Source organism: Microcoleus sp. SVA1B4, from assembly GCF_036700545.1.
Taxonomy (GTDB): domain Bacteria; phylum Cyanobacteriota; class Cyanobacteriia; order Cyanobacteriales; family Microcoleaceae; genus Microcoleus.
The window spans coordinates 82,838-103,619 of sequence record NZ_JAUBPB010000005.1 but is presented as its reverse complement, the minus strand read 5'-3'; the positions used below and the strand labels follow the sequence as shown (position 1 = coordinate 103,619).

Sequence of the window (20,782 nt, the reverse complement as noted above, 5' to 3'; positions counted from 1 at the left end):
AATTGGTCAACATCACAAGTATCCTGTAGAAGTCTGATAGTTGAGAATCTCAGGGTTGTCGAGGAGCGGGAGCAAACAGAAAACTATGCCTCAAAAAGTAATCGCCGAACAGATGTCTTTGGAATCAGCGTCAGAGCCGATCGCCGTGAGGGCGACGGTGGAAACAGTGCCAGCCGAAGCAGTGGCAGTAGAGTCCTACGCCGATCGGTTGATGGACGAACTGTTTGAAGGAGTCGATCGAGCATTCGACGGCAGCAGCGGACTGCCATCGGAACCAGTGCAGCCAGAATTCGTGGCGCTCAAGTCGATCTCGGTACCTCAAATAGTTTTGTCGCAGTTGGCACCCCCCCAGTCGCAGCAGGGCGAAAAAGACGTAGAAGCGATCGCCCGCCAAGTCGCCCTAGAAACAACCAAAAAACAGCAGTCCAAACAATCATTCGACAGAATGCTGCTGGGAGCAGCATTTGGGTCGCTGCTGCTAGTCATGGGGTTATGGCTCGCAAGCAGGTCGGGACTCGTGCGCTTGCCCGCCGCCCCCGCACCAGAGACACCCGCAGCAAGTGGCAAAACAGCACCAGATACCCAGTTTGTGGAATACGTGCAGCGCTCCCTAGAAGCGATCGAACAAAAAAAAGCACCCCAAGCTAACCCGCAACTTGCAGGAGTTCCCGCAGCCCCCACCCCAGGGACGCTGCCGAGCATTCAAATTTCCGGCGCGCCGCCCGCAACCGCAGGTCTGTCTTCAGCAGTCAACCGCATCGCTGATGCCCTAGAACAAGCCGGCGCACAGCCGGGAGCACCAGCACCCCAAATCGTAGTCATCCCTCCCCCCGCTCAGGTGACTGTGGCTCCGCCTGCTCAGGTGGCTGCGGCTCCGGCGGCTCCGGCGGCTCCGGCGGCTCCTCAAACCGGCGCAGTTTCCCCCTCACCGGCTGCTCCAGCCTCGGGTCGTGCGATCGCCGCTGCAGGCAATCGAGATCCCCTCGCCGCTTCCCCTTCCCCCTCGGAGTCTCCCCAGCCAAAGATTTTGGCTCGCGAAACCGAACCGGCACCAGCGCCCCCAGCCCAGCAATCCGCGCCCGCGCCCGAGCAATCGGCACCGGCCGTCAGCAGCGCCCCGACTTCCGCGCACACGTTGGTTGGGATTTTGGAGTTGGGCGATCGATCGGCTGCTTTGTTTGAAGTAGACGGCGTAGCCCGCAGAATTTATGTCGGCGAAAGCATCGGCGCTAGCGGTTGGACGCTGGCAGAAATCAAAAATCAAGAAGCAGTGATTCGCAAGGGAGGAGATGTGCGATCGGTTTTTGTAGGACAAAAGTTCTAATCAGTCATCAGTTATGAGTCATTAGTCATTAGTTATGAGTTAGATCATCGGTAATCGGTAATGGGCAGCGATCGGGCTGTATATCACGAGCAGTGAAAACAGTTATAATAACCGACAACTAATGACCGATGATCGATCGCCAGTGACTAAGAACCAATGACTAATAACTAATGACCAATGACTAATGACCAATGACTAATGACCGAAAGCATCCAGGATACAAGCCCCCGGATTCATCCGTCCAGAAATAAAAAACCTGTATCCGAGAAACTTGCCCCCCGAATTTATCCGTGGGGTCAATGCTAAAATCTAAAATCTAAAATCTAAAATCTAAAATCTAAAATCGATTGACTGAGGAATTATAAAAAATGGGCTTATTTGATGATTTCAGCCGCTTTCTAGAAACCAGATTAGAAGAATTTTTGCGTAGCAATCCCCATCTGGAATTGCAGGCAATAGAAGAACAACTGAAGGAACAAGAAGAAGACACTCTGCGGCTGATTCTCGATATCCAAAAACAAGAGAAAAAACTGCAAGCCGAAATCCTCTCGGCCGCCCAAGAAATTCAGCGCTGGAACGATCGGATCAACAAAGCTAAAGCTGCTCAAAGGCTCGATTTAGCTCAAGCCGCCCAAGAGCGACAAGCCGCTTTGCTGCGTCAGGGAAATCAGCGCTGGGGTCAAATGCAAGGCTGCAAAGAACGGATTGAAAAAGCAAAAGAACTGTACCGCCAAATTCAAGTACGGCGAAAAGAAGTCCGAGCCAAAGCGGCAGAAGCCGCAACTCGCCCTACCACTAAAACAGAGCCAAATTGGGATACAAAGGGTTGGAATCAGAGTTCAAATTATAACAGTTTTAATGCGGCAGATCCTTTAGAAGAAAAGTTTCAACGCTGGGAAGCAGACGAAGAACTCGATCGCATGAAGCGCAATATAGGCCGATAGTTAGGAAAGCATTCCAATCCTTTAGGGACGGATTCACCCGGAACTCGGATTCCTAATGCAAATATTCGTCAACCCCCATAGGCTGCGGTATGGCGATCGATCGCTCAGACTTGATATAATTACCATCCTAAAATTAGAGGGCAAATTAATAAATCCTAAAAATAATACGGGATGTGGGAAACGAGCGAGACTTTAGTCCCCAGAGGGAAGCGACACGGCGGACTTCAGCCCCCGTGTTCTTTCTTTCTTAGTTAGCCGAATGGTGTGGATGTTCTATATATTTTTTCGGCGTTGCTGAATACAGCTATCCGTCATAATGTTTATGACGTTGTGAATGCTAATCGTCTATCTCAAAAGTGCATTATACAAAAAGCTATCCCTAGAGAGTTGTATCAGTGACTTGCCTAAACTTTCCCAATCGAAAGCTCTTGTAGAGTGTCGAGTTCTCAACGAGCTTTCTGCTTAGGAGACGATGGAGAGTTCATCACTGACTTGAATCCTACCTTTGACCAGGGAGCGAATCAGACGATCGAGTGAGCCACGTTCTTCTTCACTGATAGACTCATCGAGGATGGCGGCCATCATGCCGTAGCGGTCAGCTTTGGTAACGCGGTGAGTATCGGTGACAGTGGCAATTAATTCGTTGATAGCGCCGGGGAGAAGATTAACTGGAGACATGAAATTGTTTTGAACTCGACACCTTAATCATCTCGTGGTTTCTTCTAAGAGCAAGTGATGGTGCTAGTTTTTTTCCGTGATAATACTGAAAATATTCGGTGAACCAAGTCCGTGTTACCAGTGATCGAAGTCACAACATTGAAACCAATGCAGCGGTGGAACAATTAGAACCCACATCTTGCACCCTTCTCAAGAACAGGCTTTTCGGCCTGTTCCACAAAGAGTGAATTTTCTTGTGGAACAGGCCGAAAAGCCTGTTCCTAAAATGCTTATCGAGAATGGTGCAAGATGTCAGTTAGAACCAACCTTCGGCCCTTCAAGTGTCACAGTGATAATTTTCGTTTTTCACGAGTCTGAACCTCTTGCTGTGCAAATGTTTCAGACCTTCATAGGAAGAACTACCTCTTCTTCAATCACTTGTCAACAAGTAACGACTGTTGACTTTTTATCCAAAATCCAAATAAGTAGACAGACAAAAAAATTAGTCCGCCTACTTAATCGCTAACTAGAAATCACTCCCACTCGATCGTTCCCGGCGGCTTAGAAGTAATATCGTAAACCACCCGGTTCACCCCCTTAACCTCATTCACAATCCGATTCGAGATCAGTTCCAACAAATCGTAAGGAACCCGCGCCCAGTCAGCCGTCATCCCGTCTTCACTCTTAATAAATCGCAAGACTATGGGATAAGCATAAGTGCGCTGATCGCCCATCACGCCTACACTGCGAATCGGCAGCAAAACTGCAAAAGCTTGCCAAAGTTCACCGTACAATCCGTGCCGATTAATTTCTTGGCGAACAATGAAGTCAGCATCCCGCAAAATATTTAGTCTCTCTGCGGTAACTTCTCCGATAATCCGAATCGCCAATCCCGGGCCGGGGAAAGGTTGTCGGTTTACGATTTCTTCAGGAAGCCCGATCGACCGGCCGACTTTTCGCACCTCATCCTTAAACAGTTTTCGCAGCGGTTCAATCAGCTTAAATCGCAAATCTTTCGGCAAACCGCCGACGTTGTGGTGGCTTTTAATTTTAACAGCAACTCGCTCACCACTTTTCGGGTCTGCATTAGTGTCAGCCGACTCAATCACATCAGGATAAAGAGTACCTTGGGCGAGGTAGTCAAAGGGGCCCAGACGCTTCGATTCTTCTTCAAATACGTTGATAAATTCGTGACCGATCCGCTTACGTTTTACTTCAGGATCGGTAATCCCTTCAAGTTGAGCTAAAAAGCGTTCGCGAGCATTAACATACTCAACGTCAATGTGGAATTGCTCTTTAAATAATTTTACCAACCGTTCTGGTTCATACTTCCGCATAAACCCTTGGTCGATAAACATACAGGTAAGTTGGTCGCCGATCGCCTTGTGCAGCAAGAAAGCCAAAGTAGAAGAATCTACACCGCCGGATAGAGCCAGCAAAACTCGTTTGTCTCCCACTTGTGCGCGAATTTCGCGAATCGATTCCTCAACAAAAGTAGCAGTCGTCCAAGTCGGTTCGCACTCGCAAATGTGGTAAACAAAATTGCGAATTAAAGCTATTCCCCCGATCGAGTGAACTACTTCGGGGTGAAACTGAACCCCGTACAAATTTTTCTCGTGGTGAGCCACAGCAGCACACGGAGTATTGTCTGTGTGAGCGAGGATCTCAAAACCCGACGGCAACTCGGAACAGGAGTCTCCGTGGCTCATCCACATCGTGCTGCCTTCTTCGACATTTGTCAGCAAATCCGTAGGATCGTCAATAAATAGCGACGCCTTGCCGTATTCGGCTAACTTAGCCCGCTCAACCGTGCCTCCGAGCTGCTTTACCATCAACTGCATCCCGTAACACACTCCCAACACCGGTATTCCCAAATTCCAAATTTCTGGGTCGCAGTGGGGAGCTCTTTCATCGTATACAGAACTCGGGCCTCCTGACAGAATAATTCCTTTAGGATTGATAGCTTTTAACTGTTCTGCCGTAGTGCGGTAAGAAATAACTTCTGAATATACTTGAGTTTCGCGAATTCGACGAGCAATCAGTTCGGAATATTGCGAACCGAAGTCGAGAATCACGATTATCTGGCGCTCTATCTGCTCCACAAAAGAGTTTGTGAGAACGGATTCAGTTTCTATTTGAGTAGTCACGGTTATTGCGTAATTGCTAATTGCTAATTGGGTCGAAAGTAGCGGAGGTATCTGTCGCGGTCTCAGTACAATTCTAAGGAAGGCGAGGAACCATTAGTCGCTAGGAATAAATCTTATTCATACTAGATTGCAGTCAGCGATGTTAGTCGATTAATCGGGCACAGGGCAAGCATAGATTTACTTCGAGCCTTACCCTAATTAATTGAATTATTGCTTCAGAAATAGCTTCCCGAAGCAACCTAGTATAATTAAGGTCTAGGGACAAAGAATTATTACTTGTTAAATATTATCCCTGAGCGATGTTTTAAACAGAATTCAGGGATATTCACACTAGATTAACAAATTTGGGTCAAAAATGTATCTCCTATATCACTTTTAACAATAATTTTGCGATCGCGCCCGAACATTACCGAGCCCACGGGGATGTGCAAGTTAGTGTGAGTAAAAATGCAATCCGATGAGCGCAAGTCTATTTGTCGGGCGATGTCGCCATAAATTCGATCGACCCAATTGCTCCCAAACTCGGCGTCTAAAGCCCGCAGTTGCCCAAGAGCCTCTTCGGCTGTCGCTGCGGCAAAAATTGCGGAACACGCATCGGCGGGCATTCCAGCTTTAGCACAGTAAGCTGTGAGAATTTCCCTGCGCCCGTCAGCGAGGTGGTGGTGAGTGTGAAAAATCCCCGCCGCCAATTTCATCAGTTTCCCGTGATAGCCAAACAGCAAAATTGACTGCACGCCCTGATATCCGGCTTCTACCAGCAGCGGGCCGAGCCAGTTAGCGGTTTTGACGAGCCTATCAGGATTAATCCCCAGTTGTCGCGCTAAATCCAAGCCGTTTTCGCCGATGCAGAAAACCAAACAGTCAAACAATTCGGCTTTTTGTTGCAGTTGTTCGCGGTAAACTTCCAACTGTCCAGGGGCACTCAGCGGTTGAGAAATGCCAGTTGTACCCAGCAGCGAAAGTCCTTCTACCACGCCGAAAGCTTCGTTAGAAGTGCGGGTGGCTAGTTGCCGCCCAGACGGCAGAATCAGGGTGACAGTAATTTTTTCGCCCCGTGCGAGTTTTAGGGTCAGATTCGATCGCAGCAGCCGCATTGCGTAATCATAGATCGCCGCCCCTCCACCGACTGTGTGACGCCCTATACCTTCACCGCCGAGAATCACAATCTGCTCTCCCTCTTCGCAATTCCCCAATTCCACCATTGCCCAAACGGGGGTATTGCGAGTCAGATCGAGATTGTCCCCCGGATCGGAGCGAGTCACTCCTAAAGCGGTATCAGTTTTGAGTACAGACGCCTGTTCGATCGGAATTTCTGCCGTTATTGGCGGTTCCAGTAAATTGACTGATACGCTATCTAGAGACTGAATACCTGCGCGTAAGCACCGCAAAGCTGCAAGTGCGGCCGCACAGGCAAATACTGGCAGTGTATACCCCGATAAAGGTTGAGTTTTAGTCACGATCAAATGCAGAAATACGTAAATTTGCTGGCGATCGACATCACGCCTTAGCACTGATACCCCTTAAACATTTAAGCTTAATTTTAGGGTTTGCTATTATCGTCAGTTAGGGTGATTTTTGTCAAGTAATAATTTTGTCCTACCAGTTGCCGATCGCAGCCACACTTTTGTGGAGGTGCGTTAGCGGAGCCCCCGTAGAGGATCGCCAATAACCCACTCCGAAGCTTTACCGGCACCTGGGGGCGATTTTCACAAAAAACTCGGAATCTCGATCGCGAGCGCTGGCACTGAACAAACGGATTCCAGCAATTAGGTACAAATCGTTAGCAGCGATACTCGGCAAGTCGATCGTCTTTCCTTCTATAAATTTACCTAGCCGTAAAGGTGTCAGAGCCGAGTCGATGAGCTCGCGCGAAATTTGCTTTTGCCCTTGGGGACACTTGTTTGAGGCGGAATTCGAGAAATTTTTGGTATGCCAAATGCTGCGCTCGCTTCCTGGTTAAGCCCTAAAACCTACTTTTTCACAATTAGCAAATTTATATCTCCCAACCGGTTGATGTCCTAGCGATCGCAAGTCATTTATATTGATCTGAATTACCCGGACGTGCCAGTCCTACTTTCGAGTTAGCCTCTTGAAGGTGGGGCTGGTTTTATCTAACCCTGTTACTTCAATTATCCAATCTACAATCTAAAACCTAAAATCTAAAATCGATTGACTATGGTTGAACCAGTTGCAGAGTTAAATGAACCTCTATCTCTTCAGACTGCAGAAATAGTAGAAATAGTAGACCCGAAAATATTTCAGCTCGTTCTCTCTCCAAAAATAGCTCTCAAATTTTCCAAAAAAGACGTTCGATCGACCCTGAAAGCCTCAACTCTAGACGGCGTTTTTGCCACTATCTTCGAGTCGGCGACCACCGGCGTGCTGCTGAGCAACTTCTTGCTGCAACTCGGCGCGAGTAGCGTGGAAATAGGTATATTCTTTGCTATTCCGATGGTGGTAAATCTCCTGCAACCATTAGGAGCCTACATCGCAGATCGGACAACCAGCCGCCGCTGCTACAACCTATTTGTATTCAGCATTTCGCGGCTGCTGTGGCTGGTGCTGGCGGTGGCAATTGTTTGGGGTTCCCAGCACGCAGACCTCGACCAACTGCTGCAATGGACACTGGTAACAGTCGTAGCAGCTAGTATGCTGGCAGCTTTGGCCAATTCTAGCTGGTTCAGTTGGATGGCTGCTGTGGTTCCTCAGCGCTTGCGGGGACGCTATTTTGGCTTTCGCAACAGTGCTGTCAGCCTCATCACTTTGCTGGCAGTGCCGTTGATGGGATTGGGAGTGTCAACTTGGGACGGCGGCCCAATTTTGGGCTACGGTATTGTTTTATTGGTGGGTGTTTTGGCGGGAATGATTAGTTTGGGGTGTCAATCCTTGATGGTTGATGTGAATCCGCAGGTATACAAAAAAAATGCACAGAGCGATCGACTTACAGAGAAAAAAGCAAAGCAAGTAACAGATTTTGTGCCTTCTGTGCTGAAAGATTCTAATTTTTTAATATTTATTCTTTACTTCAGTGTGTGGACATTTGCTGTTAATCTCAGCGCGCCTTTTTTTAATATCTACCTGCTGAAAAATTTAAGCTTGGATGTGAGTTTGGTAACGATTTACACCAGCTTAAGTTCCGGCGCAAATCTAGTGCTGCTGATGTTTTGGGGTAAGTTGGCCGATCGCTGGGGAAATCGCCCCCTGCTAATTGCGGTTGGGCTGGTGGTGGCGATAACGCCTTTGCTGTGGTTGGGTACGGGGAATTACCCGTTTGCCCTATGGGTATGGCTGCCGCTGCTGCACTTGCTGGGGGGAACGACTTTAGGGGCGATCGCGCTGTGTACTAACAATATTCAAATGGAGATAGCGTCGATCGAGCAACCTTCGACTTATTTTGCGATCGGCGCAGCGGTTTCGGGATTAGCTGGGGCTTTGGGAACTACCGCCGGCGGCTTTCTTGCCGAACTTCCGGGCATGAGTTTGGGAGCAGTGTTTGCCCTCTCGGCTACTGTGCGGCTGATTGCTCTTGTGCCTTTGGTTTTGGTGCGAGAACCTCGTAGCCAGTCGCTGCGGTCGATCGTCCCCACTTTTGGAAGTTTCAAATTTAACCGGGGCTAGGAAGTTTTCGCACAAATTTGCCGATCGAGAAACCAGAAAAACCCACAGATTGTTAAAAACTTCAACCACATCGCAGAAAACCTGAGAGTGATTGAAACAAATTTTAACCTCAACAGAGCATCCAACCTGATACCTCTGTAGCCAATACCTCACTATTATCTTGCAGCCAACGGACAAATCGATCAGATATAGCTGTTTGACAAGCTGACAAGGCAGAGCGTAAATGTGTTTAAAGGTGTGTTAGCTAGGGCGTCGGATCGCTACTTCTGTTAGGAGAATTGAGGATTTTCCCAGAACCCATCCTACTATTTCACGCTCTGAATTTTTTACGTTTTAGGTAAATCGAGGACTTTCCCAGAACCCAACCTACTATTTCACACTATAATTTTTAGTTAAGAAATATAAATAAAATTAACATTTTAATACAGCCAACTAGACTTGATGGTGTTTTGAGACTACTATCCTGAGAATCGAAAAAGCTAAAGATTGCCACCAAAATATCGATTTCCAGCAATCAATAATCAGCGATCGCTGTCAGGCGATAGAAACACCGGAATTGGCAATTCTCTTGTAACCGATTACCAAAGACAGCTCGCTCTCCAATTTCAAATTCAAAGAGAGAATATAAAAATGACGAAACCAGGGAAACGTCTGATAGTTTGCTGTGATGGAACTTGGAACAAACTAGATACTCATTGCCCAACTAATGTGGTTAGGCTTGCCCAGGCCGTCAAACGGACAGCCAGTGACGGGGTTCCGCAGATTGTGTTTTATGACGAGGGAATTGGAGTAGACAGTAACAAGATTGTGGGCGGAGTCACTGGGCTGGGAATCGATAAAAATATACAAGATGCCTATCGTTTTCTTTCTTTCAACTACGATCAGGGTGACGAAATCTATCTATTCGGGTTCAGTCGCGGTGCTTACACAGTCAGGAGTCTAGCGGGGATGATCTATTGCTCCGGTCTCCTATCCCGCCGTAACGTTACCATGGCATCACAAGCTTACGAGCTTTACCGTAAGCGAGAGATTTCACCAAAGCATTCGGAAGCAAAGAGTTTCCGCGAAAAATTCGGCAAAGATAAGGGCGATCGCGTCCCGATTACCTTGCTTGGTTGTTTCGACACCGTTGGAGCCCTTGGTATTCCTCTTGTACCCGCCTTGAAGAAGTTTGAGGGACAGATCAAAACAAGGTACAAATTCCACGACACCACTTTAAATAAGGATATTGAGAATGCGTTGCACGCCGTTGCGATCGACGAAATTCGCGAAATCTTTGATGTTACCCTGATGAAGAAAAATCCTGATGCCCCGAACCAGAAGCTTCGTCAAGTTTGGTTTCCAGGCGAGCATGGCTGCATCGGCGGTGGTACGCCAGAATACCGCGGGTTATCAGATGCTGTCTTGAAGTGGATGTTGGATCAAATCAGTGACTTTGAATTGAAGCTTGAATTCCACCCAGATGCCATTAAGGATATCCAGCCTGATTATAAGGCTCCATTTCAAAACAATCCTGGGTTCTTCAAATTGGCAGGAATCAAGTGGCGCGAGGTGGGGGAGACCCTTGAGGATATTCATGAAAGCGCGATCGAGCGATTGAAAAAACGCCAAGACTATCGGCCTAAGAATCTGCAAAAAATTCTCTCCAAAGTAATTGAAAATATAGAAAAATGATCGAACTTTATCAATCTCTCAGAAGCGAACATAAGAAGACTTTGTAATCTACCTAATCTACAACAATCGAAAGGAAAAGCAATCATGACAAGAGATACATCTAGAGATGGATTCAGCAACAAAGCTTTGGCATATACGTTGACTCATTTCAAACCAATTTGGGACTTAGTTCAAAGTTACGAGCCTCTGAAACGTAAACTAAACAAATTTTTTCTCAATAGCATCATTTACAAACTTCCGACTCGCCCGCTTCCCTATAGCTTAATGGGCTTAGATCCCAAAATTCCAGGGACAGATAATCCCAAGAAAACTGATACCTACATCTCTTGGGATTCACTTACAGACAAGACTTATACTGGGCGACATTTACCTCCAGACCCAGAATTCAACAAAGAAGGGAATTTACCACCACTCGACAAAGTAAAGACATTATTCCAAAAAAGAGACGGAAAAACCATTTATTCGGAAAAATCGACTCTGCTCTTTCCCTATTGGGTGCAGTGGTTTACAGATAGTTTTCTCCGGATCGATCAGGAAAACCGCTTCAAAAATACCTCCAACCATCAGATTGATATGTGTAATGTTTACGGGTTGACCCGCAAACAAACAAATATGCTCAGAGCTTTCAAAGACGGTAAATTTAAAACCCAAAAACTCAAGCGCAAAGATGGCGTAGAAGAAGAGTATCCACTCTTTTATTATGCCGATCCTGAGCAGGGTATTATCGATCCTCAATTTGAAGGTCTTCATGCACCCCTTAATGATGAGAAAAGACAACCCCCCGAAAAGAAAAGCAAGCTATTTGCAATGGGAGTTGAACGGGCAAACGTCCAAGTTGGCTATGTCATGCTCAACACTTTATGTATCAGGGAGCATAATCGAATTTGTGATGTTTTGTCCAAAAGCTATCCGGAATGGGACGATGAGAGGCTCTTCCAAACCGCGAGAAATATTCTCATGGTGATTGTTCTCAATATCATTATGGAAGAGTACATTTTCCACATTACGCCCTATAATTTTAGGTTCTTTGCCGATCCTGAAGCCTTTACCAACGAAAGTTGGTATCGAGAAAATTGGATGGCGATTGAGTTTAGTTTTGTCTATCGCTGGCATAGTGCGATTCCGGAAACCTTTATCTATGACGGTAAAGAACAATCCATGTACGATTCCCTCTGGAATAATCAGATGTTAATCGATAAAGGGTTGGGTGCATTGATGGAAGAAAGTTGTTCCCAACCAGGCACTAGAATTGGTTTGTTTAACACACCTGATTTTAAGATCGCAGGAACACCCTATACATTTATTGATGCTACCGAACTAGCATCTGTTAAACTCGGACGGCAGGCGCAGTTAGCCAGTTATAACGATTACCGCGAAATGTGTGGTTATCCCAGGGTGACTGATTTCAATCAAATTACGGGTGACGAATACGCTCAACAGAAATTAAAAGAGTTGTACGGTCATGTTGATAAGATTGAATTATTTGTGGGATTGTACGCTGAAGATGTTCGCAAAAATTCAGCAATTCCGCCTTTAGTAGCACGGATAATTGGCATTGATGCTTTCTCCCAAGCTTTAACTAATCCTTTGTTATCGCCTAAAGTCTTCAATAAGGAAACTTTTTCTGAGGTTGGTTGGGAAATTATCCAAAATACCAAAACAGTCTCTGATTTAGTGAATCGTAATGTTCCTCCAAGCGATCCTAAGTACAAAGTCTCCTTCGATCTTTAAGTTGTAGCTGACAACTAAGACTCAAAGTAGTGGGGGCGCAAAGACACCTGCGCCCTCAAAAATGAGGAAGAAAAAGCAATACGGTTTAGTTAAAACTGTTTATTCCCCGGAGATCCCCCTAAATCCCCCTTAATAAGGGGGACGCAAGAGTAAGTTCTTGTCCCCCCCTTATTAAGGGGGGCTAGGGGGGATCAGGCTTAACTGAACCGTATTGGAAGAAAAAGGCGATATTTTCGCAAGCGATCGCCTACGGCAATTCGGGAGCAATTGCACCAGCAGTTATACTATTTAACAGAGCCAACGGTTTGTGTAGAACCTTTTTTAGCGATTAACAGAAGGTTATGTTATGAACAAAAAGTTATTTACCGAATATCCCGAACAGGACGAACGCAAATATTACGATCTTTTGGTTGAGCAGGCCAAGCTTCGGATGGATAATCTTTACGGGGATAAAGAGCGGGCGCTGCGAGATACTCACGCCAAAACTCATGCTTGCGTTAAAGGAACTCTGGAAATTTTTGACTTTGATGAGGAAGCGATTAAACGGGAATTGGGCAAACGCGCTTCGTTAAGTTCTTCACAACTCAATGCTATTTCCCTTAAGCAAGGTTTGCTAGCAAAACCCAAAGAATATCCTGTTTGGTTGCGATTTGCTAACGGAGCTACCAAAGTATACCCTGATTACCAAAAAGATTCGCGCTCAATTTCAGTGAAAGTCATCGGGGTGGAAGGGGAACGACTCACGCAAAGCCACGAGTCAAAAACCCAGGACATCATTGTTCACAATTCAGAGATATTTGTGAGCCAAACGATCAAAGATTACTACGGCTTTTTTTCTGCTCTGGTTGAATCACCAGAGACATTGAAGAAGTGGCTAATTCGACATCCCAGACACTTTTTAGCTGTGTCAACGCTTACGGGTAGCCGGACTCCGAAGAGTTTGCTAACAGCAAAATATTGGAGCGGTTCACCCTCTGCTTTGGGTCTCTATCCCGATTTCGATCCCTCTAAACCGGGTGTAGTTCCTGTCGAATATCCTGCTGTAATTAAGTATGGGTTTACTCCGGTTTCATGCAAACCACCGCACGAGATAATTCCAGAACAATCTCGACCGGGAATTCCTAAAATTCCTTTTGTCGATCGCGCTAAAGCCTTGGGTTTAGATCCCAATAAACCAGACAATTATTACCGGGACGATCTAATTCAAGCTTTGGCGAAACCTGATGCCCAATACTGGTGGGATTTTGGCATTCAGTTCCAAACCAGCCTAAAAATGCCGATCGACGATGGCATCAATGTCTGGAAGGAAAAAGAATCACCCTTCTTGAGAGTAGGTCGTCTCACCGTCAAGCATCAGATTATTGATTATGAAAAACAATCTGATTTCAACGAAAACCTGAGATATTCTCCCTGGAACGGCTTAGCAGTTCATCGTCCAGTAGGTGCGATCAATCGGATACGCGGTGTTGTTTACCCGGTTGTAGCGAATTATCGCCTTCAAAAGCGAGGTCTTGTCCACCAAGAACCAACCGGAGAAGAAACATTTTAAGGGAATAAATGGAATAATTTGAGGCTGGCACATCATTTAATGCCATCCGCCAGGTGTCGTCTAAGGAATGACAATTAAATAACTTCCACTCTTGAAAGTGGGATGGGCGTCCCGCCCGTCCAAAAAGGACGGGCGGGACGCCCATCCCACAATAACAATTAAAATTGTAAGTTATTTAATTCGCGATCCTAAGCAAATGGCAACTCAAACAAGTTAACAAGCGAAACCTTCAAAAAATCCCATCCCTTTTTAGGGGGTGGGAGTGTTGAAAATTATGAATTCTTAGTCCTCAGTCCTTAGTCCTCATTATTCAGTAGCAATTAATCAATAACTGGGTTCCTACCCAATTATTAATTATTCTGCTAGCAACCAACTGATGACTAATGACCAACGACTGATGACTAATAAATTAAGCTTGCCGTGAGTAGTATTCCACCACTAGCAGTTCGTTAATTTGTAGAGCAATCCACTCGCGTTCGATAACGCCATTAACTTTGCCAACCAGTTTTTGCTTATCAAATTCCAAGTGATTCGGCAAGTGAGCCAAGCCTGGGTCTTTGAGATTAGCTTCTACCATTGTGCGCGAGCGCTCTCTATTTTTCACAGCAACCACATCACCAGGCTTGCACTGATAGCTGGCGATATTGACTTCACGGTCATTGACAGTTATGTGACCGTGATTTACCAATTGTCTAGCGGACGGAATGGTTGGAGCCATTCCCATCCGAAACACAGTATTGTCCAAGCGCATTTCCAAAAATTGCAGTAACACTTGACCTGTGGAGCCCGTGACACGGCGGGCTTTGCGGACGTAACGGAGCAGTTGGCGTTCCGTCACACCGTAATTGAAACGGAGTTTTTGCTTTTCTTGCAAGCGAACCGCATACTCAGAGAGCTTTTTGCGGTTTTGACCGTGCTGTCCGGGCGGATAATCTCGTCTGGGGGTTTTGCGGGTTAGACCCGGCAACTCTTTCAGGCGACGGACGATTCTCAATCGGGGGCCTCGATATCGAGACATTTATTTTCCTCTCTAATATCTGTATGCAATTTTATGCAGACTCTATATTATATGTTGGTAACGGTCAAAATTCAAATAAAGATCGATAAAAAAACGATCGACCGGAGGGCGATCCATAATGTGCGGTAAATTCTGAAGGAAAAGCCGATCGATCGATCGCCCCAATCAGCCAAAAGAACTCACTACTCGATCTGCCATGCACAACCGCAATTTTTCCCGCACTTCTTCCCCAAAACCAGCACCGACAGGCTCAAACCCAACCGCGCGCTGGATATTAGCTCTCGGCACGCAGCTAGCAGCACTCGGTTTGTTGGCAACAGCACTGCCAATCTCGCCAGCATCAGCCATCACTATTAGAATCCCTCGCTCTAGGAATCCCTATCGCGTCTGCGCCCTAGAACTAATCGACGCCGGAGTGGGAGCAGAGGCCGCAGCCGCCGCTTGTGCTGACGCCCTCCGCCCCCGCGACATATCTAAATGCGCCCTCGAAATCAACCGCAAAACCAATATTCCGGGTGTCGAAGCGCTCTCTAGCTGTCGGCGGGTGAGGCGTCCCAAGGAATTGGCTAGTTGCGTAGTGAATATTAACAGCAAAAGTCGAACTCAACCTGCTGATCCCCTGGTAGTGCTGGATGGATGCCGCCGCAGTTTATTGCCACAACAGTTTTCTGAATGCGTAGTCGGTTTGAGCGGCAGGCTCGACTTTCCCACTGACCGGTTAATCACCACTTGTCTTGACCCCAGAGACAGCGTGAGCTTGGACGGACGCCCTGCACCTACCCCTCCTGTGGAGCTAATTCCACCGCCTGCGCCCGTCAATTAATTTGTCAGTTGTCAGTTGTTAGTTGTTAGTTGTTATTTGTTATTCCACAGCTATTAGCTACTGCCAATCGCCAACTACCAACCGCCAACTGCCAACTGCCAACTGCCAACTGCCAACTGACTTCTTTCTTCTAATCAAATGTCAGAAATTTTTGCTCAAATTACAGTCGAAGAATTAGCGCGCCAATTAGCAGAAACCAATGCTGATAAATTGCAGCTTGTAGACGTGCGAGAACCTTACGAAATTGAACTCGCGGCGCTGCCGGGATTTGTAGCTTTTCCGCTGAGCGAGTTTGCCGAATGGTCTGGTGAAATTGACGCTAGACTCGATCGCGATACAGAAACCTTAGTTCTGTGTCATCACGGAGTGCGATCGGCTCAAATGTGCCAGTGGTTGACCGATCGAGGATTTACTAACGTTAAAAATATCGTTGGCGGTATCGATGCTTATTCAATGGTAGTTGATAGAACCGTCCCCCGTTATTAACATCAAATCCAGTTCTTAACTATCCTTTTCTTCAGAGTCCGCGCGGGCGGACTTTGTAAGCTAATCCGCATTTACAGCATATTCCATGTATGTGCGGTACACACAATCTTGTAGTAAGTAAGGTGCGTCGCCACCAACAATCTGCAAGTTCCATTTAAAAGGTCGCAGATCCGCACCCTACATATTAAAATCACACAATATAAATTTAGCGGCTACTGTACTTCATCAACCACCGAATATGCTGTAAATTGAATAGTAAAATAAATCTTTCCCTTTGTGGGGAGTAGGGGTTGGGCAGGAAATCCCGCCCTCAACATACAAATTAAATGCACAACAGGTTATGTGTAGAAACGAATTATATTTCCCCGGAATTAGCTAATTAACAGTAGCCAATCCAAAATTTAAAAGCGTACTCATAGTGAGCCGATCGCGCCCCTGCCTTTTCGAGTCCTAAAGAGCTTCTTCAGCCGCCAGTAGCAGCGTTATCGAATCATTTTCCTCGCTCGGAACAACGCTGGCAATTCCCAAACTAATCGTTACCACAGAATTAGGTAGACCGTCAAGAATCTGCGGGTTAAAAACAATATTCAAAGCTTTCACTTTTGGTCTAATTTGTTCAGCAACAAGCAGAATTGCCGTCGCATCAGTTTGAGGTAAAATCACAGCAACTGGAGAGTGATTGAGACTCAAAGCAATATAAATTTATGTTGAATGAATAACAACGATGCGGAATTTTTGCCAAGTTTTGCTAGCGCGACCTGGTTCGTACCAAAAACGGATCACCGACAAAAAAAATTGAGCAATATTGGTGCGTTAAAATACTGGATTTATTTCGTTGAGCACCAAGACAATGGGAGGGAGCATCTCACTTTTGCAGGCTAGCTATAAATTGGAGTTTTGAGGCAGTAGGCAGGAGGCAGTAGGCAGGAGGAAAGAGGAAGAAGGAAGAAGCCAGAAGAAGTGTTTTTACAAATATGAGATGCTCCCCAATGGGACAAGGGGACTGTCAATTTGTTCGAGCAAATAGTTTTCAAAGTAAATAGTGCAGCTTACCTTGCTGCCCATATCTTCATCCCAGAATTCATCAATATTTGGTTCGAGTTTGAGTTGCCGAGCGACATTGACACAAAGCCAGCGCAAAAATTTATCAAAACTACCAAAAACCGCTGCGTCGGCTTGCTGAAAGTCTAAAGTTACTGTGCGGTATCCACGATCGACTGCCGCGTCAATTATCCGCAGCATCAGCGAACTTTTGCCCATTTTTTTGGGAGCTTTAATACGAACAAGGCCTCCGGGTTTGCTAATTTCTGCACAGACCAAGGCTTCGGCCCCTGAGCGATCGATATAAAATCGAGAGTCAAGCGGTATGGGGCCGCCGGGAAATTCTAGGTCTGCAACTGTTTGGATCAAGTTTGGTAATTTTTGGAGTCCTGCCATAGTCGTTCCGCAAGGCGATACCCTGACTGTATCTTACTGTGCATCAACCTTTGTCAGGTTAGGAGGTAGACGAGCGGTGTCCAAGATCGATCGACAATCCTAAAAAATCTAAGTTTTTAGGGACTTCCCGGAACTGACTTTGCTATAGTAGTGTCACTTTACCCAATCTCAAACCCTGCTTCAACACGGCTCTGCAGACCGACAAAAATTCGACGGTAGCCCAGACGCGATCTTTCTTGGCCTTTACCTGAAAAATAACTCGTTGGTCGTCGAAGTCGCGCAGGAAGAGCCGCTATCTAAGGAGAAATAATCATTGTCACGCCGCTACCTGTTTACCTCTGAATCGGTCACTGAAGGTCATCCCGATAAAATCTGCGATCAAATTTCCGATACGATTTTAGATGCCTTACTGACTGCAGACCCCAAAAGCCGCGTCGCAGCCGAAGTTGTCGTCAACACCGGCTTAATGCTGCTGACGGGCGAAATTACCACTAAAGCTCAGGTAAATTACATAGAATTAGCCCGGAAAAAAATAGCCGATATTGGCTACATCCACGCTGACAACGGCTTTTCGGCCAATAGTTGCTCAGTGTTGGTGGCTCTTGATTCTCAGTCTCCCGATATTGCTCAAGGGGTGAACACAGCCCACGAAAGCCGGGAACAATCGAGTGAAGAGGAATTAGACGCCATTGGAGCAGGCGACCAAGGTTTGATGTTCGGGTTTGCTTGCAACGAAACGCCGGAATTGATGCCTCTGCCGATTAGTTTAGCGCACCGGATTTGCCGTCAACTGGCCGCAGTCCGCAAAACCGGTCAGTTATCTTACCTGCGTCCCGACGGCAAAAGCCAAGTTACGGTGATTTACGAGGACGGCAAACCTGTTGGCATAGATACGATTTTAATTTCTACCCAGCATACCGAAACGATCGGCGACATCACAGAAACAGCCGCAGTTCAAGCCAAAATCAAAGAAGACCTTTGGACTGCAGTCGTCCAACCCGTGTTTGCCGATATTAGCGTGAAGCCGGATGCAGAAACTCGCTTCCTTGTCAACCCCACCGGCAAATTTGTGGTTGGCGGGCCTCAAGGAGATTCGGGTTTGACGGGCCGCAAAATTATTGTGGATACCTACGGCGGCTATTCCCGCCACGGTGGCGGCGCTTTTTCTGGGAAAGACCCCACCAAGGTAGACCGCAGCGCGGCTTATGCTTGTCGCTACGTTGCTAAAAATATCGTGGCGGCTGGTTTGGCCGAAAAGTGCGAAGTGCAGTTGAGTTATGCGATCGGCGTTGCGCGGCCTGTTAGCATGATGATCGAAACTTTTGGCACTGGAAAAGTTGATGACGATCGCCTTTTGGAAGTTGTGAAGCAGCATTTTGAACTGCGTCCTGCGGGAATCATTCAGGCATTTAACTTGCAGAATTTGCCTGCTGAAAGAGGCGGCCGTTTCTATCAAGATGTGGCGGCTTACGGTCACTTCGGACGCACTGATTTAGATTTGCCTTGGGAGGAAACCGATAAGGCGGAACTTTTGAAAGAAGCTTTGAGCCAGAAGTTGTCTGGAGTAGCTGGATAGTACAATTTTGGGGTGCGCGCAGCGCCCCTGATCCATAAATAATATCGGGTGCTACCAATCAATATAGGGTGCGTACTCCGCACCTTATCCATAAATAATATCGGGTGTTCTTCGACCCATCTTATCCATAAATAATATCGGGTGCTACCAATCAATAATAACGTAGCGGGTTCAGCGCCCACCTTCAAAGAAAAAAAGAATAAATAAATGCGATTTTTCACACCTTTCCAATCAGCAATTCGCAGTTTGGCCTCTTCCCTCCAACAGCGGTTGGCGACGACTGGATTTTCTGCAACCAATCCAGCAACGCTGCCAAGTTCGTTTGCGACTAACAATCCTGGTGGAATTCGCGGCGTTTGGATAACCACCACTGACTCCAAAGTTCTCACATCAAAAGAGCGAATTGCTGAGGCAATGGACTTTCTCGCCGATACGGGATTTAATACCGTTTTTCCTATAATTTGGAGCCAGGGTTATACGGCTTATCCTTCTAAAATTATGCGAGAAAAATTTGGGGTAGAAATTGACTCGCGCTATCAAGGTCGCGACATCTTAGCAGAAATATGTGTTGAGGCCAAGAGAGCTGGTTTAAAAGTGATTCCTTGGTTTGAATACGGATTTGTGAGTTCTTACAATCGCCAGGGCGGTCATTTGCTGGCGAAAAAACCTGAGTGGATCGCCCGTGATGCCAGCGGCAATTTACTTAAGAAAAATAACTTTGACTGGATGAATTCTCTTGACCCGGAAGTGCAAGACTTTGTGCTGGGGTTGATGCTGGAAGTTGCTAAGAATTATCCGGTAGACGGCGTTCAAGGAGACGATCGCATTGCGTTTCCGGTAGAAGGCGGTTACGACGAAAAAACGGTTAAACGCTATCGAGAAGAGTGCGGTAAAGCAGCACCATCGGATTGTAAAGAGCAACATTGGCTGCAGTGGCGTGCTGATATTATTACTGAGTTTGTGGCTCGTTTATACCTAGAAGTGAAAGCGATTAATCCTGATTTGTTGCTATCTATGTCGCCGAGTCCTTATGACTGGGGGCTGGCGGAATATTTGCAAGATTCTAAAGCTTGGGTTGACAAAAATTTGGTCGATCTGTTTCACCCGCAGTTTTATCGTCGCGATTTTAATGCTTACAAACAATTGGTTGATAAAATGATTGGGGGACAGCTTAGCGGGCAGCAAGTAAAGTGCGTGTCGCCCGGTATTTTGTTGACGAATCGAGGCAGCAAATATAGCATAACTCCCGAACTGTTGTTGCAAGTAATTGCTTACAACCGCTCTTGCGGCATTCAAGGAGAAGTGATGTTTTTTTACGAAGGTTTGCGAGATAACGATAACGCTTTGGCTAAGGTTTTGAAAAAAGGGCCCTATGCTCGTTGAGAGATTGTCCCGCAATCAAGCTGTTTCCGGTTTGCAGTCAACCGATTTTAGATTTTAGATTTTAGATTTTAGAATTGAAGTATTGACCCCACGGATGAATCCGGGGGCTTGTATCCTGGATGCTTGATTGTCAACCGTGCCGATCGCTATTTCCAGACAAGTTGGTATAAACTTAGGATGTGGCACCATTCTCAGTAAGCTTTTATGAACAGGCAAGATGCCTGTTCCACAAGAAAATTCACTCTTTGTGGAACAGGCATCTTGCCTGTTCCTGACAATGGTGCAAGATGTGAGGATAAAATGATATAGCAGAGCTAAGCTAGTTAAAAGCACAGCGATGCCAAGCAGCAAGCGCAACTAATTGTCAAGCCGATCGCCCAAACAAACCCGATAATTAATAATTGGGGAGTTGCAA

17 protein-coding genes are annotated in these 20,782 nt (G+C 46.4%); 10 read left to right on the top strand and 7 right to left on the bottom strand.

The annotated features are described in order from the left end of the window. The first annotated feature begins 85 nt into the window (after window positions 1-85). Window positions 86-1,324: a hypothetical protein gene (locus QT987_RS04210; protein ID WP_333237542.1), complete on the top strand. Its 1,239-nt coding sequence runs from the start codon at window positions 86-88 to the stop codon at window positions 1,322-1,324. A 368-nt stretch (window positions 1,325-1,692) separates the two neighbouring features. Next, complete coding sequence (locus QT987_RS04205) at window positions 1,693-2,268, top strand: TIGR04376 family protein (RefSeq protein ID WP_333054634.1); 576 nt, start codon at window positions 1,693-1,695, stop codon at window positions 2,266-2,268. A 462-nt stretch (window positions 2,269-2,730) separates the two neighbouring features. Here QT987_RS04205 and QT987_RS04200 read toward each other — a convergent pair whose 3' ends face one another. The 3 genes from QT987_RS04200 to cbiD all read right to left on the bottom strand — a co-directional run bounded on the left by QT987_RS04200 (window position 2,731) and on the right by cbiD (window position 6,529). Then, on the bottom strand, window positions 2,731-2,946 hold the full coding sequence (locus QT987_RS04200; protein ID WP_006631949.1) for a hypothetical protein: 216 nt from the start codon (window positions 2,944-2,946) through the stop codon (window positions 2,731-2,733). 512 nt (window positions 2,947-3,458) lie between these two features. Then, entirely contained in the window at window positions 3,459-5,060 is a 1,602-nt protein-coding gene (gene guaA, locus QT987_RS04195; protein ID WP_445299589.1) for a glutamine-hydrolyzing GMP synthase, read from the bottom strand. Between the two features lie 347 nt (window positions 5,061-5,407). Then, entirely contained in the window at window positions 5,408-6,529 is a 1,122-nt protein-coding gene (gene cbiD / locus QT987_RS04190; RefSeq protein WP_333237651.1) for a cobalt-precorrin-5B (C(1))-methyltransferase CbiD, read from the bottom strand. A gap of 718 nt (window positions 6,530-7,247) precedes the next feature. Between cbiD and QT987_RS04185 the strand changes: the two genes are divergently transcribed. The 4 genes from QT987_RS04185 to QT987_RS04170 all read left to right on the top strand — a co-directional run bounded on the left by QT987_RS04185 (window position 7,248) and on the right by QT987_RS04170 (window position 13,644). Further along, window positions 7,248-8,690, top strand: coding sequence for an MFS transporter (locus QT987_RS04185; RefSeq protein ID WP_333237536.1), 1,443 nt, complete (start codon window positions 7,248-7,250; stop codon window positions 8,688-8,690). A 486-nt stretch (window positions 8,691-9,176) separates the two neighbouring features. Next, window positions 9,177-10,364 carry a DUF2235 domain-containing protein gene (locus tag QT987_RS04180; RefSeq protein ID WP_333237533.1) on the top strand — a complete coding sequence of 396 codons (1,188 nt, stop codon included), beginning with the start codon at window positions 9,177-9,179 and terminating at the stop codon, window positions 10,362-10,364. A gap of 84 nt (window positions 10,365-10,448) precedes the next feature. Beyond that, the gene (locus tag QT987_RS04175; protein WP_333237530.1) at window positions 10,449-12,095 is read left to right on the top strand and encodes a peroxidase family protein; all 1,647 of its coding nucleotides are present in this window, start codon (window positions 10,449-10,451) and stop codon (window positions 12,093-12,095) included. A 346-nt stretch (window positions 12,096-12,441) separates the two neighbouring features. Then, a complete protein-coding gene (locus tag QT987_RS04170) occupies window positions 12,442-13,644 on the top strand; it encodes a catalase (protein ID WP_333237527.1) in 1,203 nt (400 codons plus the stop codon). A gap of 409 nt (window positions 13,645-14,053) precedes the next feature. Here the strand turns inward: QT987_RS04170 and rpsD are convergent, their stop codons facing one another. Further along, a complete protein-coding gene (rpsD, locus tag QT987_RS04165; RefSeq protein ID WP_172190738.1) occupies window positions 14,054-14,662 on the bottom strand; it encodes a 30S ribosomal protein S4 in 609 nt (202 codons plus the stop codon). A gap of 196 nt (window positions 14,663-14,858) precedes the next feature. Between rpsD and QT987_RS04160 the strand changes: the two genes are divergently transcribed. Both QT987_RS04160 and QT987_RS04155 read left to right on the top strand, forming a co-directional pair. Further along, complete coding sequence (locus tag QT987_RS04160) at window positions 14,859-15,485, top strand: hypothetical protein (RefSeq protein WP_333237524.1); 627 nt, start codon at window positions 14,859-14,861, stop codon at window positions 15,483-15,485. A 138-nt stretch (window positions 15,486-15,623) separates the two neighbouring features. Continuing rightward, the gene (locus QT987_RS04155) at window positions 15,624-15,971 is read left to right on the top strand and encodes a rhodanese-like domain-containing protein (protein WP_190659224.1); all 348 of its coding nucleotides are present in this window, start codon (window positions 15,624-15,626) and stop codon (window positions 15,969-15,971) included. Between the two features lie 450 nt (window positions 15,972-16,421). Here QT987_RS04155 and QT987_RS04150 read toward each other — a convergent pair whose 3' ends face one another. From QT987_RS04150 to QT987_RS04145, 3 genes are all read right to left on the bottom strand, one after another. Beyond that, window positions 16,422-16,661 carry a hypothetical protein gene (locus QT987_RS04150; RefSeq protein ID WP_333237519.1) on the bottom strand — a complete coding sequence of 80 codons (240 nt, stop codon included), beginning with the start codon at window positions 16,659-16,661 and terminating at the stop codon, window positions 16,422-16,424. 12 nt (window positions 16,662-16,673) lie between these two features. Next, window positions 16,674-16,775 (bottom strand): AAA-like domain-containing protein, encoded by a 102-nt coding sequence (locus QT987_RS29845; RefSeq protein ID WP_445299588.1) that lies wholly within the window; start codon window positions 16,773-16,775, stop codon window positions 16,674-16,676. A gap of 162 nt (window positions 16,776-16,937) precedes the next feature. Then, complete coding sequence (locus tag QT987_RS04145) at window positions 16,938-17,408, bottom strand: AAA-like domain-containing protein (protein ID WP_333237516.1); 471 nt, start codon at window positions 17,406-17,408, stop codon at window positions 16,938-16,940. A 313-nt stretch (window positions 17,409-17,721) separates the two neighbouring features. On the opposite strand from QT987_RS04145, the gene metK reads away from it, so the two are divergent. Beyond that, window positions 17,722-18,984 (top strand): methionine adenosyltransferase, encoded by a 1,263-nt coding sequence (metK, locus tag QT987_RS04140; RefSeq protein WP_333237513.1) that lies wholly within the window; start codon window positions 17,722-17,724, stop codon window positions 18,982-18,984. Between the two features lie 207 nt (window positions 18,985-19,191). Beyond that, window positions 19,192-20,367: a family 10 glycosylhydrolase gene (locus tag QT987_RS04135; RefSeq protein WP_333237510.1), complete on the top strand. Its 1,176-nt coding sequence runs from the start codon at window positions 19,192-19,194 to the stop codon at window positions 20,365-20,367. The last annotated feature ends 415 nt before the right edge of the window (window positions 20,368-20,782 follow it).

What these genes read in the sequence shown, in the direction of transcription:
- QT987_RS04210 (WP_333237542.1), top strand. Translation starts at nt 86, where the DNA reads ATGCCTCAAAAAGTAATCGCCGAACAGATGTCTTTGGAATCAGCGTCA.
- QT987_RS04205 (WP_333054634.1), top strand. Translation starts at nt 1,693, where the DNA reads ATGGGCTTATTTGATGATTTCAGCCGCTTTCTAGAAACCAGATTAGAA.
- QT987_RS04200 (WP_006631949.1), bottom strand. Translation starts at nt 2,946, where the DNA reads ATGTCTCCAGTTAATCTTCTCCCCGGCGCTATCAACGAATTAATTGCC.
- QT987_RS04185 (WP_333237536.1), top strand. Translation starts at nt 7,248, where the DNA reads ATGGTTGAACCAGTTGCAGAGTTAAATGAACCTCTATCTCTTCAGACT.
- QT987_RS04175 (WP_333237530.1), top strand. Translation starts at nt 10,449, where the DNA reads ATGACAAGAGATACATCTAGAGATGGATTCAGCAACAAAGCTTTGGCA.
- QT987_RS04170 (WP_333237527.1), top strand. Translation starts at nt 12,442, where the DNA reads ATGAACAAAAAGTTATTTACCGAATATCCCGAACAGGACGAACGCAAA.
- rpsD (WP_172190738.1), bottom strand. Translation starts at nt 14,662, where the DNA reads ATGTCTCGATATCGAGGCCCCCGATTGAGAATCGTCCGTCGCCTGAAA.
- QT987_RS04160 (WP_333237524.1), top strand. Translation starts at nt 14,859, where the DNA reads ATGCACAACCGCAATTTTTCCCGCACTTCTTCCCCAAAACCAGCACCG.
- QT987_RS04155 (WP_190659224.1), top strand. Translation starts at nt 15,624, where the DNA reads ATGTCAGAAATTTTTGCTCAAATTACAGTCGAAGAATTAGCGCGCCAA.
- QT987_RS04145 (WP_333237516.1), bottom strand. Translation starts at nt 17,408, where the DNA reads ATGGCAGGACTCCAAAAATTACCAAACTTGATCCAAACAGTTGCAGAC.
- QT987_RS04135 (WP_333237510.1), top strand. Translation starts at nt 19,192, where the DNA reads ATGCGATTTTTCACACCTTTCCAATCAGCAATTCGCAGTTTGGCCTCT.